Genomic DNA, 18,505 nt, shown 5'->3' with positions numbered 1-18,505 from the left:
GCCGGGCGCGGGCCCGGCGGGGCTTGGGGGGTGCTTAACCGGCGGTCGGCGGCTCGGGGTCGGGGCGGCCGCCCAGGGTGTCGCCCGAGGACTTGCGCGAGCGGTGGAAGGCGCCGAAGCGGGAGCCGACGTCGTGCACGGGCCGCTTGCGGGGCGGGGCGGGCTCGCCGGCGGGGCGCTGGGCGCGCTCGGCGTCGCTCATGGTGCGGCCGGGCTTGCGGACGGGCAGGCCGTTCGGGGTGGCGGCGGCGGACGCGGCGGCGGGCGGCTCGTGCCGGGTCTGCTCGGGGACCCCCCGCAACTTCACGGGGGGATCGGGGCGGACGGACGCCTCGATGACGGGGGCCGGGGCGGGCGTCGGCGCTTCGGGCGCCGGGACCGGACGGACGGTGGCCGCCCGGGCCGCCTCCCGCTGCGCGGGCCACGGGTCGCGCTGCTGCGCGATGAGGTGCCGGGGCAGCAGGACGACCACGCCGGTGCCGCCGCGCGAGGAGGGGCGGTAGCTGACGTTGATCCGGTACTTGAGCGCGAGCAGTCCGACCACGGCGAGGCCCAGCCGGGTGCCCTGGAGGGAGGCGAGGTCGGCCATGCTGCCGGCCACCGCGCCCTCGGCGTGCCGCATGGCCGCCTCGGACATGGTCAGTCCGCTGTCCTCGACGGTGACGACGATCCCGGCCCGGTGCTCCTCGACGTAGACGTGCACCTCGTCGGTCGGCGGGGAGAAGTTGGCCGCGTTGTCGATCAGTTCGGCGAGGAGGTGCATCACGCCTTCGGCGGCGAATCCGGAGATCGCGGCCTGGGAGGTGAAGTGCAGCCGCACCCGCTGGTAGGCGGCGATACGGCCGATGGCGCCCCGGAGGATGCTCTCCATCCGGATCGGCTTGTTCCAGGTACGGCTGGTCTTGCCGCCCATGAGCAGCGCCAGCCGGTCGGCGATCAGCACGAGCTGGGAGGTCTTGTGGTCCAGCCGCATCAGATCACCGAGCATCTTGCCGTCGTGCTCGTCCTGCATCGCCCGCAGGTCGGCGAGCATGCTGACGGCCTTGGCCTGTACACGGCTGAGTGCCTTGGTGGAGGCGATCCGGGCACCGCCCGGGCACCGCCCGCGCGCCGCTCGCTGCGCGCCAGTTCGCGGACGACCAGCTCGGTCAGGTCGTGCATCAACGGCACCTGGGGAAGCGCGAGTTCACCGAGGACGGTGTCGGCCGAGCGGCCCTCGGCGAGCCGGGCGACGGCGGCGGGCAGCGTCTCCCGGCCGAGCCGGTCCACCTCGGCCAGCACCTCGTTGAGCGCCTCCTGGGTCTGCCGGGACTCCTCGCCGGCGGCGGCCGCGCGGCCCACGGCCTCCTCCAGGGCACCGGCGGAGAGCTGGGCGAGCCGGCGCAGGTTCTGGTCGTTGGGCGTCGACACGCCCGCGAGCGCGTCGGCGGCGCCGCTGCCGGCCAGCACCAGGTTGTACAGGGAGGGCAGCGTGACGTTGACCAAGTGGCTGGTCTGTGCGGCCGTCTGCTGTGCCTGCGCGCGGAGCCGGTCGTTCTCGGCGGCCTGGGTGGCGGCGGCCAGCCTGGCCCGGCGGACGAGGAGGTGTCCGACGAGCACCGCGACGGCGACGCACGCCCAGCCCGCGCCCGCCACGATCAGGGTCCATCTGCGGGTGCCGGTCGGCGCCGCGCCGACCGCGACGGCGACCGCCGCGGCGGTCACCGCCACCACGGCCGCGGGCACCGCCAACGAACTGCGCTGAGCGGCCGTCGAGCGGTGTTGAACGGACGGTGCAGGAACTGACATTCCGCGGTCCCTCGGTCTGCGAGCAGAAGAATCGGCGACCGATCGCCTCGATCGCGGGTCCGGAAGCGGCCGCCGCTGAGGAAGGCGATCTTCCATTCCGGTTACGCCCACATGCTAGTCACACCGGAGTGCACCAAGTTCCGAATGGCCCCTCCTGACCCCCCGGACCTGAAGTCGTCGTGAAGCAACCATTGCGACGAGGGGGCGTGATAGAGGACCCACCAGGCCGCACCGCTGCTGCCAGGCCCGGAAACACCCCATGCGCCCCCCATGCCCCGCCCCCCGGGTAGCGACCGCAAACCCCGAGAAGTCGTCAACCCCCACGGGAGGGACCCCTTTCCAGCCAACCGAACGCGCTCACCGGAAGAGTGGCGACGACACCGATCACCCAGATGGCCAGAAATGCGCTGGCCAGTACCAGACATCCGGCGGCCGCCAGGAAGCCCTTGACGTCCGCGTGCCCGGAGCTTTCCAGGTCCTCCGGGGACGCGGCCGGCGGCCAGGTCCTCGTCGCCTCGGGCGAGGGTGTCTCTCAGTGCCATGAGCTGATGATCGGCCGCGAAGTGGGCGGAGGCGAACGGGGTTTCACCCGAAGGGGGAATGTCGTCGCCAGGGGAGCGCGCTCAACGGCAGGTAGTGTCCGCTGCATTGCCCAATTTCGGGACATTCAAGGGAATTTCCTATAAGGGGCGAAGAATGAATAGTGGGGACGACCGCTTCATGGTGACTACCGGGATCGCCCGGCTGTGCGCGGTGCCCGGTCTCGCCGGGCCGGGCCGGCTCGGGCTGGTGACGAACCACAGCTGCGTGCTGCCCGACCTGAGCCCGACGGCACCCGCGTTGATGGAGGCCGGCGTGAACCTGGCCGCGCTGTTCGGCCCCGAGCACGGGCTGTACGGCACCGCCCAGGCGGGCGGCGGTGAGCCGGACGAGGCCGACCCGGCCACCGGGCTGCCGATCTACGACACGTACCGCCGCGAGGGTGATCGGCTCGACAAGGTGCTGATCAACAGCGGCGTGGACGCGCTGGTGTACGACCTCCAGGACGTCGGGGCGCGCTTCTACACCTACGTGTGGACGATGTTCGACCTGATGGCCTCGGCCGCGCGCACCGGCGTGCGGTTCGTGGTGGCCGACCGGCCCAATCCGCTCGGCGGGCTCGTCAGCGAGGGCCCGGTGCTCGATCCGGCGTTCGCGAGCTTCGTCGGCCGGGCGCCGGTGCCGATCCGGCACGGGCTGACCTGCGGGGAGCTCGCCTGGTGTCTCAACAGGTCGGCCGTGGCCGAAGTCGCCGGGCGGCAGGCCGACTTGACCGTGATCAAGGCCGCAGGCTGGCAGCGGAAGATGGACGCGGAGGCCACCGGCCTCCCCTGGATCGCGCCCTCGCCCAACATGCCGACGTACGCCACGGCCGTCGTCTACCCCGGCACCTGCCTCTTCGAGGGCACCAACGTCTCCGAGGGCAGGGGCACCACTCAGCCCTTCGAGACCGTCGGCGCCCCGTACATCGACGCCCGCTTCGCCCCCGCGCTCGCCGAACTCGGCCTGCCCGGCGTGCACTTCAGGGAGGTCCGCTACGTGCCGACCTTCGACAAGCACGCCGGCCGCCCCGTGCGCGGGGTCCACCTCCACGTCACGGACCGCGAGGCGTTCGCCCCCGTACGCACCGCCGTCGCCATGCTCGGCACGCTGCGGCGGCTGTACCCGGACGACTTCGCCTGGTCCGGCGACTTCATCGACCGCCTCTGGGGCTCCGACGAACTGCGGCGGACGGTCGACGCGGGCGAGGACCCGCTGCGGCTGTGCGAACCGCCCGCACCGCCCGGCCGGTGGGCCGGTGAGGACGTACTGCTCTACCCCTGAGACGGAAGGACGTCGATGACCGATCCCACGACGAGAGCCCGGACCGTGATCCGCGGGTTCCGGCCGGGTGACGGTCCGCCGCTGGTGGCGGCGTGGCGCCGGAGCGCGCCCGCCGACCCCGTCACCGCGGACCGCTTCCGCTCCCTGGTGCTGCTCGACGCCAACTTCGACCCGGCCGGCCTACGGGTCGCCGTGGAGGACGGCAAACTCGTCGGCGCGGCCTACGCCGTACGCCGGCTGACCCCGATGACCGGCACCGACCTGGAACCGGAACAGGGCTGGCTCCCCTTCTTCTTCGTCGACCCGGCCGCCCGCGGACGCGGCGTGGGCCGGGAACTGCTGACCGACGCCCTGGACTGGCTGCTCGCCCACGGCCGCACCCGCGTCGACTTCGCCCCGTACACCCCGAACTACTTCCTCCCCGGCCTGGACGCCGAGACGTACCCGGAGGCGGCCGGGTTGCTGGAGTCCCTGGACTTCCGCACCGTGGACGAGGCGGTGGCCATGGACCGCTCGCTGACCGACTACGCCCTGCCGACCGAGGTCGGCCGCCGGGCCGCCGAACTGACCGCGCTGGGCTATGCGTTCGGCTCCCCCACCGACGACGACCTGCCCGCACTTCTCGCCCTCGCCGCCGTCCACTTCGTCCCGGACTGGGCGCGCGCGATCCGGGAGTGCCTGCTGACCGGCGCCCCGCTGGACAGGATCGTGGTCGCACGGGACCCCTCGGGCCGGCTGGTGGGCTGGGCGATGCATGGCGCGTACGAGTCGGCGATCGAGCGGTTCGGCCCGTTCGGGGTGCTGGCCGAGATGCGCGGGACCGGACTGGGCAACGTGCTGCTGCACCTGGTCCTGGAGCGGATGCGGGCGCTGGGCGCGGGGTCGGCGTGGTTCCTGTGGACCGATCATCAGTCCGCAGCGGCCCGTCTGTACCGCCGGGCCGGGTTCGGCACCACGCGGGTGTTCCGGGTCCTGCGCCGGGAGGCCCTCCGGTGACCGGAGCACCGCACGGGCTGAGCCGCCGCCGTTTCACGCTCGCGGCAGCCCTGCTCGCGGCGGGCTGCGCCGCGCCGCACCAGGGCACCGGACGGCCCAACGACCCGATCGTCCTCACCCTGCTCTCCCACTACGCGAGCGGTGAGCTGAAGGCGGCCCTCCAGGGGCCGGTGGACGAGTGGAACGCCACGCACGACCGGGTCAAGGTGCGCACCAAGGCGGTGGAGTTCAACGACCTGCTGACCACGTTCATGGTCCGGCAGGCGGCCGGACAGGGCGCCGACATCCTCCAGCCGTACTGTCTGTGGAACGGCCAGCTCGTCCGCGCCGGCGTCCTGCGCCCCGCCCCGCCGGAGGACGCGGCGGAGATCACCCGCGGCTACGGCGCGGCGGCGGCCGGCTCCGCATCCGTCGGCGGCAAGGTCTACGGCTACCCCACCGAGGCGCAGACGTACGCCCTCTACTACAACAAGCGCCTGCTCCGGGAATCCGGCGTCACCCACCCCCCGCGCACCTGGCGGGAGCTGGAGGACACCGCGTACCGCACCACCCGGCGCGACCGGTACGGCAACACCCTGGTCCAGGGCTTCGGCCTCTCCACCTACGACGAATCCACCACCGTCGGCCAGACCCTCGCCCTGCTCAACGCGGCCGGGGGCACCTTCGTGTCCGGGGACGGCAGGCGCACCGCCATCGACTCAGCTGCCGGGCGGGCCGTGCTGGACCTGGAGCGCCGTCTGGTCAGCAGCGGGGCGAGCGAGCCCGGTGTCAACGTCTACAAGGCGTTCCAGTCCGGGCAGGTGGCGATGGTGATCAGCGCCGGATGGTGGACCGGCAGCCTGAAGGCCCAGATGGGCGACGCCTATCGGGACGTGGCCGTGGCCCCCGTGCCCGTACCGGAGCTGGGCGCCAAGCCCGCCACCCTCGCCACCGGGTTCATGCTGGGCGTCAACGCCTCCAGTCAGCACCCGCGTGAGGCCTGGGAGTTCCTTCGCTGGCTCAACACCGACCGGGTGGGCGTAGGCAAGGGCGCGACGGTGACTCGGATGAGCGCCCTCCAGGTGTCGGTGGGCTCGCTGACCGGCCGCGCCGACGACATGCGGACGCTGCTCGGCAAGGGCGGCGACCCCAACCTCCGCCCGTTCCTGGACGCCTTGGGGTACGCCGTGCCAGAGCCGAACGTGCCGGGCGCGCAGCAGGCCAAGTCGCTGCTGCGGAAGAACGTCGAGGCGCTGTGGACCGGTCAGCAGTCGGTGGACGAGTCGCTGCGCACCATCCGCCGCCAGGTCGACCGGGAGGTGTCGCGCTCATGGTGAACGCCCTGACCCCGGAGACGACCGCGCGGCCTCCGCGCCCGCGCTCCGCCGGCCCGGCCCGCACGGCCGTCGGCCCACGAGCGCGGGCCCGGCGCCATCAGGCGGTCGTCGCCTATCTGTTCCTGGCGCCGGTGCTGCTTTTCTTCGCCGTCTTCCTGATCCTGCCGCTCGGCTTCGCGCTGCTGCTGTCGATGTCCCACTGGGCCGGGTTCCACCTCGGCGACATCCAGCCGGCCGGCCTCGACAACTTCACGAGCCTGTTCGCCGGCGGCTCGACGTTCCTGACCCCGGTCCTCACCAACACCCTGCTGTTCGCGCTGGGCACGGTGGCCCTGGCGCTGGCGGGCTCGGTGCTGGTCGCCACCTGCGTCGACAACCTGCGCTTCCAGGGGCTCTGGCGCACCCTGTACCTGCTGCCGATCGTGACGACCGTGGTCGCCGTCGGCAATGTGTGGAAGTACATGTACGAGCCGGGCGGCCTGGTCAACGGCGCCCTGAACGCCGTCGGGCTCGACTCGGTGGCGTTCCTCCAGGACCCGGACACCGCGCTGCCCGCGGTGGTGGTCGTGCAGGCGTGGGCGTCGGTCGGCACGGCGATCCTCATCCTGACCGCCGGGCTGAAGTCCATCCCGGAGTCGTACTACGAGGCGGCCGCGCTGGACGGCGCCGGTCCGGTGACCGTCTTCTGGCGGATCACCCTGCCGCTGCTCCGGCCGGCGCTGCTGTTCGTGTGCGTCACGCAGTTCATCACCGGGCTCCAGTCCTTCGCGCTGATCATCGTGATGACCAGGGGCGGTCCCGGTGACGCGACCAACGTGGCGGCGCTGGAGATGTACCGGCAGGCGTTCTCCTACGGTGACTGGGGCACCGCGAGTGCCGCCGCCTTCGTGCTGTTCGTGGTGATCCTGCTGGTCACCCTGGCGCAGTTGTGGATCTTCCGGCGCAAGGGGGAGGACGCGTGATCCGCCGCCGTTTCCCGTGGCTGTCGTATCTGCTGGTCGTGACGGGCGCCGTGCTCACGGTGGTGCCGTTCCTGGACATGGTGATGACCTCGTTCAAGGGGCCGGGCGAGTCGGGCACGCTGCCGTACCGGTTCCTGCCCGAGGCGTTCGACCTGTCCAACTACCGGGCGGCGGTCGACCAGCTCGATCTGCCGGTGCTGTTCCGCAACAGCGTCGTCGCCACTACGGTGATCAACGCGTCGGTGCTGCTGACGTCCTCGCTCGCGGGCTACGCGCTGGCCAAACTCCGGTTCCCCGGGCGGGACTTCATCTTCCGGCTGGTGCTGTCGACGATGATGTTCCCGCCGTTCCTCTTCTTCGTCCCGCACTTCCTGATCCTGGTGCACTGGCCGCTGGCGGGCGGCAACGACCTGCTGGGGCGGGGCGGTGCCGGGCTGACCGTGAGCATCGTCGCGCTGGTGATGCCGTTCCTGGTCAACGGCTTCGGGATCTTCCTGATGCGTCAGTTCATGGTCTCGATCCCGGACGAGGTGCTGGAGGCCGCGCGGATCGACGGCGCCGGGGAGTTCGCGGTGTGGTGGCGGATCGTGGTGCCGCAGACCAGGCCGGTCATGGTGACGCTGGGGCTGCTGACGTTCGTGGACGCGTGGAACGAGTACATCTGGGCGCTGCTGGTGTCGACCGCCAACCCGGACGTGATGACGCTGCCGGTCGGCATCCAGATGCTCCAGGACTACGTCGACCCGACGCGCACGATGCCGATCGTGATGGCGGGCCTGGTGCTGAGCATCCTGCCGGTCCTGATGCTCTTCCTGCTCCTCCAGCGGCACTACGTACGCGGGATCATGCTCAGCGGCCTGAAGTGAGCGGCTCTCACAGGTCGATCATCCTGACCAGGAAGTAGCCGGCGACGAGCGCGCAGCCGAGGACGATCAGGGCCAGCCAGAGCCGGGGGTGCTCGAAGGGACCGCCGTCCGGCCGCTCGGGATGGGCCTCGGCGGTCGATCCCTCGACGGGCGGGGTCTCACCGGGCGGCGGCAGTGAGTCGGTCATGATCCACCTCCTGGCATCGGGTGACACATGCGGTACTTCGGTGCGGGGGCGCCGCTCGGATGCGGCTCCCCCGTCTCAGGAGGCCCCGGTGCCGAGCCCGCCGCCGCTCAGCAGCAGCGCCACGTCCAGCAACGCCACGGCGACCGCCGCCGCGAACGCGGCCCCTTCCCGGCGGCGGCCCAGCACTGTCCCGGCCACCGCGATCAGCCCGGCCCCGGCCAGCGCAGCCATCTGCCGGACGCCGGGCGGTCCGGCGGGCCCGAGCGCCAGCAGGGCGGACGCGGTGACCAGAGGCACCGGCAGCAGCAGCCGTACGCGGTCGGGGCCCAGCCGCTGCGGCCAGCCCCGCACCCCGGTCGCGAGGTCGCCCCGGATGTCCGGGAGCACATTGCCGAGGTGGGCGCCGACGCCCAGCAGGGCCCCGGCCGCGAGCACCCACCAGGCGGGCCACGGCCGCCCCGGCAGCCCCAGGGTGACGAACGCCGGGAGTGCGGCGAAGGCGACCGCGTAGGGCGCCCAGGACCAGCGGGTGGCCTTGAGCCGCAGGTCGTACGCCCACGCGGCCGCGACGGCGGTCAGATGCGCGGCGCCCGCCACCCACCCGCAGGCGAAGGAGAGCGGCACGCACAGAGCCAGCGCGGCCCAAGCCGCGGTCCACACTTTCCTGACCTCGATCGCGCCGTCCGCGACGGGCTTGCCCCGGCGGCCGGTGGCGATGTCCCGGCGCGCGTCGAAGGCGTCGTTGCACCAGCCGATGGAGAGCTGCCCGGTCAGCACGGCGCCGGTGGTGAGCAGGCAGCGGCCCGGCTCCTGACCGGCCGTCACGGCCAGTGCCGCCGTCAGCGCGGTGACCACCACCAGCGGACCGGGGTGGCAGGACCCGGCCAGCGCGGAGACCTTGCGGGCCGGGATCGTCGACTGCTCGGGGGTCACCACCCGGCGATCGTAGGGGCCCGCCTGCCGCGTCACGATCCGGAACGGCCGGACGGGCGATCTGTGGTGCCGGTTCGGCGGTGCAGGGAAGGGCTGCTGAGTCCCCCCGGATCGGTCGACGTACGGGAGCCTCATGACGCGGATCGCCGCCGTGCACGGTGCCCTCGCGCGGTACCGCTGCGCCCAGGCCGACATCACCGACATGGTGGCCCGCGCCTGTCTGCCCGAGGGAGCCGACCGCCGGGTACTGGACCGGCTGCACCGCAACGCCGGGGTCCGCGCCCGGCACATGACCCTGCCGCTCGACCGGTACGAGACGCTGGACGGCTTCGGCGCCGCGAACGATCTCTTCATCGCCACCGCCACCGACCTGGGTGCGCGCGTGATCCGGGAGGCGCTGCGCGGTGCCGGGCTGTCGGCGGGCGACGTGGACCTGCTGATCTTCACCTCGGTCACCGGGGTCGCCGTCCCGTCGGTCGACGCACGGGTGGCGGGCCGGCTCGGGCTGCGGCCGGACCTGCGGCGGATGCCGTTGTTCGGGCTGGGCTGTGCCGGGGGCGCGGCCGGGCTGGCGCGCGTGCACGACTTCCTGCTGGGGCGCCCCGACCAGGTGGCGGTGCTGCTCTCGGTCGAGCTGTGCTCGCTCACCTTCCAGCGCGGCGACGCCTCGACGGCCAACCTGGTCGCCACCGGCCTCTTCGGCGACGGCGCGACCGCGGTGGTGGCCTGCGGGGCGGAGCGCGGGGGCGCGTTCCCGGGCCCGGCGATCGTGGACTCCCGCAGCCGGCTGTACCCGGAGGCGGGCGGAGTGCTGGGCTGGGACATCGGGGACTCGGGCTTCAGGGTCGTCCTCGATCCGGACATCCCGCAGGTGCTCCGGCATCATCTGGCCGGCGACGTACGGGAGTTCCTCGCCGGCCACGGTCTGAAGCCGCAGGACGTGACGGCCTGGGTGTGCCACCCCGGCGGCCCCCGCATCCTGGACGCCGTCACCGAGGCACTCGACCTCCCCACCGAGGAACTCGCCCTCAGTCGGCGCCACTTGGCCGAGGCCGGCAACCTCTCCTCGTCCTCCGTGCTGCACGTCCTGCGCGACACCCTCGCCGAACGTCGCCCGCCTCCCGGCACTCCGGGTTTGCTGCTGGCCATCGGGCCGGGGCTGGCCTGCGAGTTGGTGCTGCTGAGCTGGTGAGCACGACAGGAGGACACATGATCTGGTACGCGCTGCTGGTCGCGGCCGTCGCGGGTGAGCGGGTGGGCGAACTCGTCGTGGCCCGGCGCAACGAGCGGTGGTGCAGGGCCCGTCGGGCGATCGTGGCGGGCGACGGGCACTATCCGGCGATGGTCGCCCTGCACGTGGGGCTGCTGGTGGGCTGCCCGCTCGAGGTGTGGCTCGGCGATCGGGCGTTCGTGCCCGCGCTGGGCCTGCCGATGCTGGCCGTGCTGGTGGGCGCGCAGGCGTTGCGCTGGTGGTGCATCGGGACGCTCGGGCCGCGCTGGAACACCCGCGTGATCGTCGTACCGGGCCTGCCGCTGGTGGCGCGGGGGCCGTACCGGCTGTTGCGGCACCCGAACTATGTGGCCGTGGTGGCCGAGGGGGTGGCGCTGCCGCTGGTGCACACCGCCTGGGTGACCGCCGTCGCCTTCACGGTGCTGAACGCCGCCGTACTGACCGTGCGCATCCGGTGCGAGAACCAGGCGCTGGCCGCCGCGGGGGCGGCGTGATCGACGTGCTGGTGGCCGGTGGTGGTCCGGCCGGTCTCGCGGCGGCCGTGCACGCCAGGCTGGCCGGGCTGACGGCGGTGGTGGTCGAGCCGCGCACCGCGCCCGTGGACAAGGCGTGCGGCGAGGGCGTCATGCCCGGCGGGGTCGCCTCGCTCAGGGCGCTCGGCGTGGAGCCTGCGGGCCGGGAGCTGCGCGGCATCCGTTACGTGGACGGCGTCCGGCGCGCCGAAGCCCCCTTCCGCGACCGGCCGGGGCTGGGCGTCCGCCGTACGACCCTGCACCGCGCCCTGCACGAGCGCGCCCTCGGCCTCGGCGTGCGGATCGTGCCCGGCAGGGTCGGCGAGGTGCGCCAGACGCGGGACGGCGTCACCGCCGCCGGGATCACGGCCCGCTGGCTGATCGCCGCCGACGGCCTGCACTCCCCCGTCCGCCGCCGCCTCGGCCTGGAGCTGCCCGGCGGCCCGCGCGGCCGGTACGGACTGCGCCGCCACTACCGCCTCGCCCCGTGGACGGACTTCGTGGAGGTCCACTGGTCCGGCCAGGGCGAGGCCTATGTGACCCCGGTCGCCGACGGCCTGGTCGGGGTCGCGGTGCTGAGCCGGGTCCGGCGCGGCTACGACGAGCATCTGGCCGGTTTCCCGGCGCTCACCGCCGCCCTGCGAGGGGCGCCCGCGACCGAGGTGCGCGGTGCCGGGCCGCTGCTCCAGCGGGTGCGGCGCCGGGTCGCGGGCCGGGTGCTGCTCGTCGGGGACGCGGCGGGCTATGTGGACGCGCTCACCGGGGAGGGCATCGCGCTCGCCCTGGCGACGGCCGAGGCCGCCGTAAGGTGTCTCGCGGCCGGGCGGCCCGAGCGGTACGAGCGGGAGTGGACGCTGGCCACGCGCCGCCACCGCCTGCTGACCAGGGCGTTGCTGGCCGTGAGCAGCCGTCCGGGCACCGCCCGGCTCGTCGTGCCGGTGGCGTCCCGGATGCCGCCGGTGTTCGCGGCGGCGGTGCACGCGCTGCGGTAGCGAAGGGCGGCTACTCGTCGTCCTCCGGCAGCCGTTCGCCCTCGGCCTGCGAGGGTGTGGTGCGCGGCACGTCGGGGTGGACGGCGCGGGTACGGCTTTCCTCCGGGTCCGGTTCCCGCTCGCCCTCTGCCTGGGACGGGGTCGGGGTCGGCTCGCTCATGTCCGGCCTCCTTGTCGGGGGTTCGATGGGTACGGGGTTCGCACGGGGCGGGTGGCGCCCACCCATGCGTGGTCGACGCTCCGGGAGAACAGCGCCACGGGCCGGCCGCGCGGCGCGGGCAGTCCGGCCGCCTTCGTGACCGTCTGCTCCAGTGTCTCCACCACGACCGCGGCAGGCGACCAGGGCTCGTGTCCCACGGGCGTCTCCCAGAGCAGGCCCAGCCGCCTGCTGTACGCCCGCCACCGCGAGGTCAGCCAGCCGTCCAGCTCCGTCGGCCCGGCGGGCGCGCCGGGCCGGACGACCAGGCGGTATCCGGCGTCGCCGGTGCGGCGCGCCCCGGTGTACGTGACCGTGTCCCCGCTGACGCGGACGCGCAGGTCGGCCAAGTGGTACGGAACGCCCAGCGCCCGGGCCGCCAGCAGCGGGGGGCAGGTCACGTCGAGGGAGAAGAACCACACGGCGTCCCCTCCCCGCACATAGGTCCGCAGGTTGGTCTCGGCGAAGGCCGGCAGCGCGGGCGCTCCGAGGACCCGGACGTCGGCCATGAGGAGCGGCGTCAGGGTGACCCACGCGGCGTCCTCGAACTCGTCGGCGACCAGCCCCTCGGGCAGCAGCGCCTGGACCGTCGCCGGCGCGTAGGCCCAGCTCAGGAAGGTCTGCGTCAGCCAGCGGGCCCGCAGGACCGGCACGCGGTTGGCCACCATGGACAGCGAGTCCCCCCGACGGGAGCACGGAAACGCCCTCGATCGGGGCCACCGTGTCCTCGGTCCGTTCAGGACCGGCCGATATGGGAACTGCTGGAGGTACGCGAGGCGCGCCCCGCACCGGCCCTTCACAGCGGAACTCGTACAGGAAGAGACCCGGCCATGAACGATCTCAAGCCTCTCGCCCTGGTCACGGGCGCGTCCAGCGGTATCGGCTTCGAGCTGGCCAAGCAGCTGGGCGAGCGCGGCTACGACCTGATCATCAACGCCGAGAACGACACCCGGCTGCGGCAGGCGGCCCAGGACATCCGGGCGGAGACCGGGGCGTCGGTGGAGCCGGTCCGGGCCGACCTGCGCCATTACGACCAGACGGAGGAGCTGTGGACGGCGGTCACCGCGACGGGCCGTCCCCTCGATGTCGCGGTGCTCAACGCGGGGGTGGGCCAGGGCGGCCCGTTCGCGGAGACCGACCTGGAGGACGAGCTGGAGATCGTCGACCTCAATGTGCGCTCGACCGTGCACCTGGGCAAGCGGGTGGTGCGCGAGATGGTGTCCCGGGGCCGGGGCCGCATCCTCGTCACCTCGTCCATCGCCTCTACGATGCCCGGCACCTTCCAGGCGGTGTACAACGCGTCGAAGTCGTTCGTGCAGTCCTTCGTCCAGGCCCTGCAGAGCGAGCTGAAGGACAGGGGCGTCACCCTGACCCTGCTGATGCCCGGCCCCACCGAGACTGAGTTCTTCCACCGCGCCGACATGGACGACACGCAGGTCGGCCAGCAGGAGAAGGACGACCCGGCCGAGGTCGCACGCGAGGGACTGGACGCCCTTTTCGAGGGCAAGGACAAAGTAATCGCGGGGTCCGCCAAGACGAAGGCGGAGGGTATGGCCGCCAAGGTGGTCCCCGACAAGCTCAAGGCCGAGGCCCATCGCAGGATGGCCGAGCCCGGCTCGGGCGCCGAATGACCGATTGGACACAGCGAAGAGGGCCGGTCCCCGGACCGGGCAGGGAGGACGGGCCGCGTGCGCAGCGTGGGAGTGGAGGAGGAGCTCCTCCTGGTGGACGCGGAGAGCGGCGAGCCGCGGGCCGTCGCGGCGGCGGTGCTGGCGCAGGCCGACAGGGCCGCCGGGGCTGACGAGGAGCAGGTCTTCGAGCCGGAGCTGCAACGCCAGCAGGTGGAGTTCGCCACCGCACCGCAGACCCGGGCCGACGAGCTGGCGGCGGAGATCCGCAGGTGCCGCGCCGAGGCGGGACTGCTCGCGGGGCGCACCGGCGCGGCGGTGGCCGCCCTCGCCACCTCTCCCCTGCCGGTCAGCCCGACGCTGACCCCGGACCGGCGATACCACTGGATGGCAGACCGCTACGGGCTGACGCTGTCGGACCAGCTCACCTGCGGGTGTCATGTGCACGTTTCGGTGGACTCCGACGAGGAGGGCGTGGCCGTACTGGACCGTATCCGCCCCTGGCTGCCGGTCCTGCTCGCCCTGAGCGCCAACTCCCCCTTCTGGCAGGGTCAGGACAGCTCCTACAACAGCTATCGCAGCCAGATGTGGGGACGCTGGCCCTCGGCCGGGCCGACGGACCTCTTCGGCTCCGCCGACCGGTACCACGAGCGGGTACGGGACATGATCGGCACCGGAGTGCTGCGGGACACCGGGATGATCTACTTCGACGCCCGGCTCTCCGCCCGGTACCCGACGGTCGAGATCCGGGTCGCCGACGTCTGCCTGGACCCGGACACCACGGTCCTGCTGGCCCTGCTGTGCCGCGCCCTCGTGGAGACGGCCGCCCGCGAGTGGCAGGCGGGCGAGCCCCCCGCCCGGCTCGACACCTCCCTGGTCCGGCTCGCCGCCTGGCAGGCCGCCCGCTACGGCCTGGAGGAGCACCTGCTGCACCCCCTCACCATGCGTCCCGCCCCGGCGGAGACGGTGGTGCGGGCGCTGTTCGACCACGTACGCGACGCCCTGGACGACCACGGCGACGCCAAGGGCGTCCAGGACACCCTCGCGGGTCTGCTGAAGCACGGCAACGGCGCGATGGTCCAGCGCGCGGTCCTGGCCCGCACGGACAGCCTCCGCGCGGTCGTCACCGAGTGCGTGCGCCGCACCGGCGAGGTATGACCCTCAGGCGGCGGTGACGAGGACGGCGGGCCGGTCCTCGGCCACCGGCACCGGCGCCGGGGCCCACCGGCCGCGCAGCAGATGGCCGGCGCCGACCGTGGCGGCGATGAGCAGTCCGCCCGCGACGAGGGCGCCCCGCGCACCGGCGTGCTGCATCAGCAGGCCCAGCACGGGCGGACCCGCGAGCCCCCAGAGCGTGGAGACGGTGCTCCAGACGCCGAGGACCCGGCCGCGCAGGTGGGGCGGCGGGTCGGTCTGGAGGACGGTGGTCCCGGCGGTGTCCGAGACCGACTCGACGACGGCCATGGGCAGCACGAGCACCAGCAGCACCGCGAGCGACGGCGCGAGTCCGGCGACCACCTGGAGCAGACCCCCGGTCGCCGCGAGCAGGCCGACCAGCCGGACCGACGGCTTGCGCAGCCGGGCGGCGAGCACCGCGCCGACGATGCCCCCGGCGGCGAGCACCGTGGAGACGGTGCCGAACGACCCGGCCCCGCCGGCGAGCGGCCCGGTGACCAGGACCGCCAGGGTGAGGGCGTAGTTGCGGCCGAACACCGCGCTGATCCCGGTGATGCCCGCGAGGGCGACCAGCCGCGGGCGGCGCGCGAAGAAGAGCAGTCCCTGCCGTGCGCTCATGTCCGGCGCGTCCTTCGAGGCGCGGTCCAGGGCGGCGGGCTCCGTGTGGCGCTGGGGGCGCAGGAAGGGGATCACGGCCGCGACGAACAGGAAGGACAGCGCGTTGGCCGCGTAGGCGGAGGCCGTCCCGAGCAGGCCGACGGTGACTCCGGCCAGCGCCGCGCCCGCGAGCCGTCCGGCGCTGTGCACGAGGGAGCCCACGCCGATGGCGGAGGGCACGTCCTCGGCGCGGACGAGGTCGTTGCCGAGCAGCGAGCAGGCCGGTCCGTCGACGGTGGCGACCAGACCGGTCACGGCGGCCAGCGCCATCAGCGCGGGCAGGTCGAGCCGGTCCGTGACGACGAGGAAGGCCGTGACGAGGGCGACGACACCGAGGAGCGCCTGGCTGACGGCGGCGGTCAGCTTGCGCGGCCACCGGTCGACGAAGGTGCCGCCCGCCAGGCCCATCAGCAGACCGGGGGCCGCCTGTACGGACATGGACAGGCCGGTCGCCGCGGCCGAGCCGGTGATCTGGAGCACCAGCAGGTTCTGGACCGTGAGCTGCATCCAGGTGCCGGTGTTGGAGACGAGGTGGGCGACGGACCACCATCGCATGCTGCGGTACTTCAGGGAACGCCAGGGTGAGGAGGCGTCGGTGAGCGCACGCGGGCGCGGGGCACCGGCGGAGGAGGAGGACATGGTGGCGTACCTGATGGGACAGGCCCGGTCGCGGTGACGCGCACGGGTATCGGCGGAGACGGCGGGGCCGCGGGCCCTCGTCGGCCTGCGCGGTCGTTCCGCCGAACTGTCGGCTGCCGCGGCGGGGGCCACCAGGGGACCTGCCCGGCCTGCGGCCCGACCATCCTGGCAGACCAGGACACCTCCCCCGGCCCGCCGCCGGTGACGTTCGCGTACGGTCGGCCACCGGACCCGCCTCTGCCTGCGCCTTCGTCCGTAAGGTGCGGTTCGTCACATAAGGCACCCCGGACACACGGGCACCTCCCGCGCGTCGGCGGACGCGGGGGAGGTCGCCGTGGGTGGTGCTGTTCTCGCGGAGCGAGTGTGTTCAGATCCGGCCCCGGGCCAGTCGGGTCAGGGGGCCCATCTGCGGCTTGGCCGTCGAGCGGCCTATCGCGAAGGCGGCTCCGGCGACGCCCGCCACACCGGCCGCGGCCGCGGCGGCGGCCGCCTTGCGGTGCTTGATGACCGTCCACGCGGTGCCCGCGACCTCGACGGCCTTGGCGGTGTTGGCCGCGACGACCTGCTGGCCGGTCTGCAGACCGGCGACGGCCGCGCGGCTCACACGCTGGGTGGTGTCACCGACCGACTGGGCGGTGGAGACCGTCGACTTCTTGGCCTCCTGCGCCGACTCCTTGGCGGTGCCGGCCGTCGCCCGCGCCGCGGCGGTACTGGACGAGGCGGCCTTCTTGGCACTCGCCGCGGTGGTGCTCCTGGTGTTCTTTTTGTCGTCAGTCATAGTGCCCTAGTGTCCTTTCCCCCGGCGCCAAAACAGGTTTTCGGAATTCACAGGTCTCGGGGCAGCAACGATCCCAACGGGCCGAGATCCAGGTTCAGTTCGTCCATTGTCAAGTTGTATCGCTCACACAGTTCTTCCATGCGTTCCTGGAGAATCATCAGCGTCATACCGATGCGTTCTTCCTGGTCGTCGTCGAGATCTCCCTGGTCCACCCGGTGAATGGCCGTGCGCTCCATGAGCTGGCGCAGCAATTCGACAATGGTGAGCACCAGCTTCATCAGATCCCGTTCCACCGTGTCGGGGTCCGTCCGCATATGGGCGGCCAGCGCGTTCGCGGGTGTTTCCGGCATCGTCAGATCTCCTCAAGCCTGCTCGGTGCGGCACGCGGCGGGATGATGGCGGGCCCCGGCGCGTCCCCCGTGATCGAGCGGATGACCGCGCGCAGGTTGATGTGCACCAGGTCGACGTCGGCGATGCTCAGCACGATGTCGCCGGTGAGCACCGCCCCGCCGTTCAGCAGCCGGTCCAGCAGGTCGATCAGGGCGACGGGTGGCTGGCCGACCGGCTCGGCGCCCTGTCCGTTCGCGGGCCGCATGCTCAACTCGCGACCCCGCCCGCGAAGGAGTACGGCGCCCAGGGCCCGGTCACCTCGATGGTGACACCGGGGAGGTCCGAGGCGAGCGCGCCCAGCTCGGTTCGGAACCGGTCCACGTGCTGCCGGGGCACGAGATACGCCTCGTTGGCCACGTTCTCGCCCCGGCCGGCCGACCATTCGCCCTGCTGGGGGCGGTGGACGGCACGGGCGGAGGCGAGCGCGGAAGCCACCTGGGCCGCCTGCTCCGCTGTGTCGCGGGCGGCGCCGTAGGTGTCCTGGGCGCGGCGGCGCTCGGCGCGGCGGCGCTGCAGATACGCACGGCCGGGGCTCGCGCCCGCCGGCTCGGGCTCCTCGGCGGGCGCGGCGGCGCGCGGCTCGGCGTACACCTTCAGCCCCAGTTCGACATGGCCGTCCAGGGTGCGCAGCAGTTCCTCGAAATAGGCGTGCTGCTCGTCGAGCATGGCGGCGACGCGCGTCTGGTCGCGGTAGACCGTGGCCAGGCGCATCGGGAGGACAGTGGCGGTGGCGAAGGCGGCGTCCACCACGGCGTGGTGGGCCCGCGCGATCGCCTCCAGCCTTTCCAGGTCCTCCAGTTGGGGTGCGAGGTGCTCCTCGGCGAACCGGTCGGCCGGAACGGCGGACACCAGGGCGGTGAGCCCCCGTGCGCCGCCGACCGTGCGTACGGTGCCGCCGTCGACCCCGGCGACCGGGGCCGTCCGGTCGAGGGCCAGGCCCCCGGGGCCGACGGCGTACACGTACTCCATCTCCGCTTCACTCACGGCCGGTCTCCTGTTCCGCGGGCTCCGGCCGGGCGGCCGCGTCGGCCTCCTGGCCGGCGGGCAGCTCGGCGGCGGCGCGCAGTCGGGCGATCTCGGCCCGCAGCCGCTCGTTCTCCTCGCTCAGCGCCGGGTCCGGCGCGGCGGGAGCGGTGGCGGACGGCTGCGCGCGGGAGGAGAGCGAGGGATCGTGCTCCCACCAGTCGATGCCCATTTCCTTCGCCTTGTCGACGGATGCGACGAGCAGGCGGAGTTTGATGGTCAGCAACTCTATGTCGAGCAGATTGATCTGGATGTCCCCCGCGATCACAATTCCCTTGTCGAGGACCCTCTCCAGAATGTCGGCCAGATTGGCGCTGCTTCCCTGCCCCGCGTAGGACGGCGCGGTGCGCGGAGGGCCCGGCATTCGACCGG

Annotated in this window: 22 protein-coding genes; 10 read left to right on the top strand and 12 right to left on the bottom strand. The window is 73.1% G+C overall.

The window, feature by feature from the left end; translation table 11 throughout:
• Positions 1 to 34: 34 nt before the first annotated feature.
• Both E5082_RS33585 and E5082_RS33580 read right to left on the bottom strand, forming a co-directional pair.
• Complete coding sequence (locus tag E5082_RS33585; protein ID WP_308437497.1) at positions 35 to 1,033, bottom strand: sensor histidine kinase; 999 nt, start codon at positions 1,031 to 1,033, stop codon at positions 35 to 37.
• Complete coding sequence (locus E5082_RS33580) at positions 973 to 1,731, bottom strand: hypothetical protein (protein WP_308437496.1); 759 nt, start codon at positions 1,729 to 1,731, stop codon at positions 973 to 975. The genes E5082_RS33585 and E5082_RS33580 overlap by 61 nt, the downstream gene beginning before the upstream one ends.
• 753 nt (positions 1,732 to 2,484) lie before the next feature.
• Here E5082_RS33580 and E5082_RS22695 point away from each other — a divergent pair.
• Genes E5082_RS22695 through E5082_RS22675 form a run of 5 tightly spaced genes read left to right on the top strand, consistent with a single transcriptional unit; the run spans position 2,485 to position 7,791 of the window.
• On the top strand, positions 2,485 to 3,651 hold the full coding sequence (locus E5082_RS22695) for an exo-beta-N-acetylmuramidase NamZ family protein (RefSeq protein ID WP_135793086.1): 1,167 nt from the start codon (positions 2,485 to 2,487) through the stop codon (positions 3,649 to 3,651).
• A gap of 15 nt (positions 3,652 to 3,666) precedes the next feature.
• Positions 3,667 to 4,647: a GNAT family N-acetyltransferase gene (locus tag E5082_RS22690; RefSeq protein WP_135793085.1), complete on the top strand. Its 981-nt coding sequence runs from the start codon at positions 3,667 to 3,669 to the stop codon at positions 4,645 to 4,647.
• A complete protein-coding gene (locus E5082_RS22685; protein WP_229918711.1) occupies positions 4,644 to 5,963 on the top strand; it encodes an extracellular solute-binding protein in 1,320 nt (439 codons plus the stop codon). The genes E5082_RS22690 and E5082_RS22685 overlap by 4 nt, the downstream gene beginning before the upstream one ends.
• Entirely contained in the window at positions 5,957 to 6,925 is a 969-nt protein-coding gene (locus tag E5082_RS22680; RefSeq protein ID WP_135793084.1) for a carbohydrate ABC transporter permease, read from the top strand. Before E5082_RS22685 ends, E5082_RS22680 begins: the two co-directional genes overlap by 7 nt.
• Positions 6,922 to 7,791, top strand: coding sequence for a carbohydrate ABC transporter permease (locus tag E5082_RS22675; RefSeq protein ID WP_135793083.1), 870 nt, complete (start codon positions 6,922 to 6,924; stop codon positions 7,789 to 7,791). The genes E5082_RS22680 and E5082_RS22675 overlap by 4 nt, the downstream gene beginning before the upstream one ends.
• A gap of 7 nt (positions 7,792 to 7,798) precedes the next feature.
• On the opposite strand, the gene E5082_RS22670 is transcribed toward E5082_RS22675, so the two are convergent.
• Complete coding sequence (locus E5082_RS22670) at positions 7,799 to 7,978, bottom strand: DUF6480 family protein (protein ID WP_135793082.1); 180 nt, start codon at positions 7,976 to 7,978, stop codon at positions 7,799 to 7,801.
• A 75-nt stretch (positions 7,979 to 8,053) separates the two neighbouring features.
• Positions 8,054 to 8,914 carry a UbiA family prenyltransferase gene (locus tag E5082_RS22665; protein ID WP_229918710.1) on the bottom strand — a complete coding sequence of 287 codons (861 nt, stop codon included), beginning with the start codon at positions 8,912 to 8,914 and terminating at the stop codon, positions 8,054 to 8,056.
• Positions 8,915 to 9,044: 130 nt separating this feature from the next.
• Here E5082_RS22665 and E5082_RS22660 point away from each other — a divergent pair, with 130 nt between their 5' ends.
• The 3 genes from E5082_RS22660 to E5082_RS22650 are packed head-to-tail and all read left to right on the top strand — an operon-like array spanning position 9,045 to position 11,646.
• Positions 9,045 to 10,103, top strand: a complete 1,059-nt coding sequence (locus E5082_RS22660; RefSeq protein WP_135793080.1) for a type III polyketide synthase — start codon at positions 9,045 to 9,047, stop codon at positions 10,101 to 10,103.
• Between the two features lie 17 nt (positions 10,104 to 10,120).
• The gene (locus E5082_RS22655) at positions 10,121 to 10,636 is read left to right on the top strand and encodes an isoprenylcysteine carboxyl methyltransferase family protein (RefSeq protein ID WP_135793079.1); all 516 of its coding nucleotides are present in this window, start codon (positions 10,121 to 10,123) and stop codon (positions 10,634 to 10,636) included.
• A complete protein-coding gene (locus tag E5082_RS22650; RefSeq protein WP_135793078.1) occupies positions 10,633 to 11,646 on the top strand; it encodes an NAD(P)/FAD-dependent oxidoreductase in 1,014 nt (337 codons plus the stop codon). The genes E5082_RS22655 and E5082_RS22650 overlap by 4 nt, the downstream gene beginning before the upstream one ends.
• A gap of 10 nt (positions 11,647 to 11,656) precedes the next feature.
• Here E5082_RS22650 and E5082_RS32455 read toward each other — a convergent pair whose 3' ends face one another.
• Together E5082_RS32455 and E5082_RS22645 are read right to left on the bottom strand one after the other, a co-directional pair.
• Entirely contained in the window at positions 11,657 to 11,806 is a 150-nt protein-coding gene (locus tag E5082_RS32455) for a hypothetical protein (protein ID WP_167514121.1), read from the bottom strand.
• A complete protein-coding gene (locus E5082_RS22645; protein ID WP_135793077.1) occupies positions 11,803 to 12,510 on the bottom strand; it encodes a YqjF family protein in 708 nt (235 codons plus the stop codon). The genes E5082_RS32455 and E5082_RS22645 overlap by 4 nt, the downstream gene beginning before the upstream one ends.
• Positions 12,511 to 12,672: 162 nt before the next feature.
• On the opposite strand from E5082_RS22645, the gene E5082_RS22640 reads away from it, so the two are divergent.
• Both E5082_RS22640 and E5082_RS22635 read left to right on the top strand, forming a co-directional pair.
• Positions 12,673 to 13,473, top strand: coding sequence for an SDR family NAD(P)-dependent oxidoreductase (locus tag E5082_RS22640; RefSeq protein WP_135793076.1), 801 nt, complete (start codon positions 12,673 to 12,675; stop codon positions 13,471 to 13,473).
• 57 nt (positions 13,474 to 13,530) lie between these two features.
• Positions 13,531 to 14,628 (top strand): glutamate--cysteine ligase 2, encoded by a 1,098-nt coding sequence (locus E5082_RS22635; protein ID WP_135793075.1) that lies wholly within the window; start codon positions 13,531 to 13,533, stop codon positions 14,626 to 14,628.
• 3 nt (positions 14,629 to 14,631) lie between these two features.
• Here the strand turns inward: E5082_RS22635 and E5082_RS22630 are convergent, their stop codons facing one another.
• The 6 genes from E5082_RS22630 to E5082_RS22605 form a co-directional block, all read right to left on the bottom strand.
• A complete protein-coding gene (locus E5082_RS22630; protein WP_135793074.1) occupies positions 14,632 to 15,942 on the bottom strand; it encodes an MFS transporter in 1,311 nt (436 codons plus the stop codon).
• A 367-nt stretch (positions 15,943 to 16,309) separates the two neighbouring features.
• Positions 16,310 to 16,720, bottom strand: coding sequence for a hypothetical protein (locus tag E5082_RS22625; RefSeq protein ID WP_135793073.1), 411 nt, complete (start codon positions 16,718 to 16,720; stop codon positions 16,310 to 16,312).
• Positions 16,721 to 16,767: 47 nt separating this feature from the next.
• A complete protein-coding gene (locus E5082_RS22620) occupies positions 16,768 to 17,070 on the bottom strand; it encodes a gas vesicle protein K (RefSeq protein ID WP_037854751.1) in 303 nt (100 codons plus the stop codon).
• 2 nt (positions 17,071 to 17,072) lie between these two features.
• Complete coding sequence (locus tag E5082_RS22615; protein ID WP_135793072.1) at positions 17,073 to 17,315, bottom strand: gas vesicle protein; 243 nt, start codon at positions 17,313 to 17,315, stop codon at positions 17,073 to 17,075.
• Positions 17,316 to 17,317: 2 nt separating this feature from the next.
• Entirely contained in the window at positions 17,318 to 18,094 is a 777-nt protein-coding gene (locus E5082_RS22610) for a GvpL/GvpF family gas vesicle protein (protein ID WP_229918709.1), read from the bottom strand.
• A complete protein-coding gene (locus tag E5082_RS22605) occupies positions 18,087 to 18,497 on the bottom strand; it encodes a gas vesicle protein (RefSeq protein WP_135793071.1) in 411 nt (136 codons plus the stop codon). The genes E5082_RS22610 and E5082_RS22605 overlap by 8 nt, the downstream gene beginning before the upstream one ends.
• Between the last annotated feature and the right edge of the window lie 8 nt (positions 18,498 to 18,505).

This window comes from Streptomyces griseoluteus, from assembly GCF_004784465.1.
GTDB lineage: Bacteria > Actinomycetota > Actinomycetes > Streptomycetales > Streptomycetaceae > Streptomyces > Streptomyces griseoluteus.
This window is presented reverse-complemented; position numbering and strand designations above follow the sequence as displayed.

Coding starts and splice junctions, on each gene's coding strand:
- E5082_RS22645 (WP_135793077.1), bottom strand. CDS start 12,510: ATGGTGGCCAACCGCGTGCCGGTCCTGCGGGCCCGCTGGCTGACGCAG.
- E5082_RS22605 (WP_135793071.1), bottom strand. CDS start 18,497: ATGCCGGGCCCTCCGCGCACCGCGCCGTCCTACGCGGGGCAGGGAAGC.
- E5082_RS22615 (WP_135793072.1), bottom strand. CDS start 17,315: ATGCGGCCCGCGAACGGACAGGGCGCCGAGCCGGTCGGCCAGCCACCC.
- E5082_RS22660 (WP_135793080.1), top strand. CDS start 9,045: ATGACGCGGATCGCCGCCGTGCACGGTGCCCTCGCGCGGTACCGCTGC.
- E5082_RS22670 (WP_135793082.1), bottom strand. CDS start 7,978: ATGACCGACTCACTGCCGCCGCCCGGTGAGACCCCGCCCGTCGAGGGA.
- E5082_RS32455 (WP_167514121.1), bottom strand. CDS start 11,806: ATGAGCGAGCCGACCCCGACCCCGTCCCAGGCAGAGGGCGAGCGGGAA.
- E5082_RS22690 (WP_135793085.1), top strand. CDS start 3,667: ATGACCGATCCCACGACGAGAGCCCGGACCGTGATCCGCGGGTTCCGG.
- E5082_RS22695 (WP_135793086.1), top strand. CDS start 2,485: ATGAATAGTGGGGACGACCGCTTCATGGTGACTACCGGGATCGCCCGG.
- E5082_RS22625 (WP_135793073.1), bottom strand. CDS start 16,720: ATGACTGACGACAAAAAGAACACCAGGAGCACCACCGCGGCGAGTGCC.
- E5082_RS33585 (WP_308437497.1), bottom strand. CDS start 1,033: ATGCTCGCCGACCTGCGGGCGATGCAGGACGAGCACGACGGCAAGATG.
- E5082_RS22655 (WP_135793079.1), top strand. CDS start 10,121: ATGATCTGGTACGCGCTGCTGGTCGCGGCCGTCGCGGGTGAGCGGGTG.
- E5082_RS22680 (WP_135793084.1), top strand. CDS start 5,957: ATGGTGAACGCCCTGACCCCGGAGACGACCGCGCGGCCTCCGCGCCCG.
- E5082_RS22640 (WP_135793076.1), top strand. CDS start 12,673: ATGAACGATCTCAAGCCTCTCGCCCTGGTCACGGGCGCGTCCAGCGGT.
- E5082_RS22630 (WP_135793074.1), bottom strand. CDS start 15,942: ATGTCCTCCTCCTCCGCCGGTGCCCCGCGCCCGCGTGCGCTCACCGAC.
- E5082_RS22620 (WP_037854751.1), bottom strand. CDS start 17,070: ATGCCGGAAACACCCGCGAACGCGCTGGCCGCCCATATGCGGACGGAC.